Below are 1,662 nucleotides of genomic sequence, written 5' to 3'. Positions count from 1 at the left end.
GGAATTATTGATTTCAATTTGAGCAGGGCACAGGTAGAAACTAGAAATTTTGGGTCTCATACACTAGCAGCGATACATGTTTTGGAATCAACTTTTATAACTGCAAGTAGGCAAGAATCGCTAAATTTACTTTTAGGACTTTCACAACACCAGATAGCTTATATGAGACAAGATGAAAATTTTGACGTTCATACCGTTAAAGCTATAGAGCATTTAAAAGGACAAAATGAAAACTTGAGCCAAAGTGATGCCCTGTCAATGGTTAGAGGTTTAGACGGGACTCAGGTAGAGGCGATGTTAGATCTTGGTTTATCAGTTGAACAGGTTAAAACTCCCAAATTTGGAGAACCTATCATGTGGGGTATTACCGATTTGGTGACCAATAATCCAAACATGACAAACCAAGAAGCTTTTGAAATGTTAAGGGAGCTTGATAATGATCAAGTAGCGGGAATAGTAAACTTTGAACTGAATAGAGCCCAAGTACAGTCTGAAAATTTTGGGAAACAAATTTTAGAAGGAATGGATTATCTCCAACATTTAGATAATAATATTCCAAAAGATCGCGCTTACTCTTCAGTAATGCGTTTGCATAAACATCAAATTAAAGCATTAATAGATTTTAAACTCAGCTTAGATTTTATTCAAGATAAAAGCTTTAGTGAAAGGCTTCTTAAAACCATGCATGCGCTTAAATCTCAAAACCCAAAAGTGGATAATGAACATCTCTACTCAGTAGGTGAAAATCTGTTGGAATATCAAGCTAGAGGAATAATAGATCACAAGTTAACCTTGGAACAAGTGGGGTTACAAATCAATACAAAAGGTGAATTTGAATCTATAATGGAAGATGATCCTCGATATGCAAAAGCTCTTACAGGAGCACAGTTGGATAGTTATGCTTTTTTGTTAGAAATTATTCAAGAAAAGCAGGTGAATAGTTATGTTGCTTCAGCAGCAACTATTAAAGACCAAAAAGTGGCTTATGAAAATGCGCTGCAACTCAATACAAAACAAACTGTAGGAATGGTTGATTTTGGATTAAGTTTAGAACAAGTTAAACATCCTGCCTTTACTTCAAATAATAAAATTTTAGAGGAACTTGCAAGCCATATAACAGAAGTAAATTATGAACTTGAATTTAAGGATACAAAACCACTTTTGACAGCAAATGTAAAAAAGGAAGCTAAAAAATGGATAGAGTCTAAAATTCAAGATTATGAAGATCTAAATGAAGGAGGAGACATGCTTTTAGCATTGAAGGGTTTAACAAGACCCAGCACAATCCCAGCTGCAACAAAACGGAATAGTAATAATACTAGACAGGCAACAACAACTGCAACAGCAAAACGAAAGGATGAAAGCAAAACCTCTAAAAAAACAGGTAAGCGACCAAAATTTTAGCCTAAGAAGTAATTTAAGTCATATTGATTTTAACGAAAATCATATACATACAACTTTTTCTGAAAACCTTTAATCATAAATTCATCTATAGGCTCAATACCATTGATGGCAAAAGTTAAACTCAATACTAAACAACCATCAAAAGCTATTATACCAATTTATAATGCTTTTTAACCTATTTTGAAAAATTGATAGGATACTATTTTCAAGAAAGATAAAAGTTGTTCATCTAGGGGTTTTCTATGTAAAAAGATACTC

At 33.3% G+C, this 1,662-nt stretch carries 1 protein-coding gene; it reads left to right on the top strand.

All coding sequences use genetic code 11. From position 1 onward, the window contains the following. Positions 1-162: 162 nt before the first annotated feature. Complete coding sequence (locus tag WBG07_RS19300) at positions 163-1,404, top strand: hypothetical protein (RefSeq protein ID WP_340203764.1); 1,242 nt, start codon at positions 163-165, stop codon at positions 1,402-1,404. The last annotated feature ends 258 nt before the right edge of the window (positions 1,405-1,662 follow it).

This window comes from Ascidiimonas meishanensis (assembly GCF_037782385.1).
Lineage (GTDB): Bacteria > Bacteroidota > Bacteroidia > Flavobacteriales > Flavobacteriaceae > Ascidiimonas > Ascidiimonas meishanensis.
The sequence above is the reverse complement of the archived record's forward strand: the minus strand, read 5'-3'. Positions and strand labels throughout refer to the sequence as shown.

Coding starts and splice junctions, on each gene's coding strand:
- WBG07_RS19300 (WP_340203764.1), top strand. CDS start 163: ATGAGACAAGATGAAAATTTTGACGTTCATACCGTTAAAGCTATAGAG.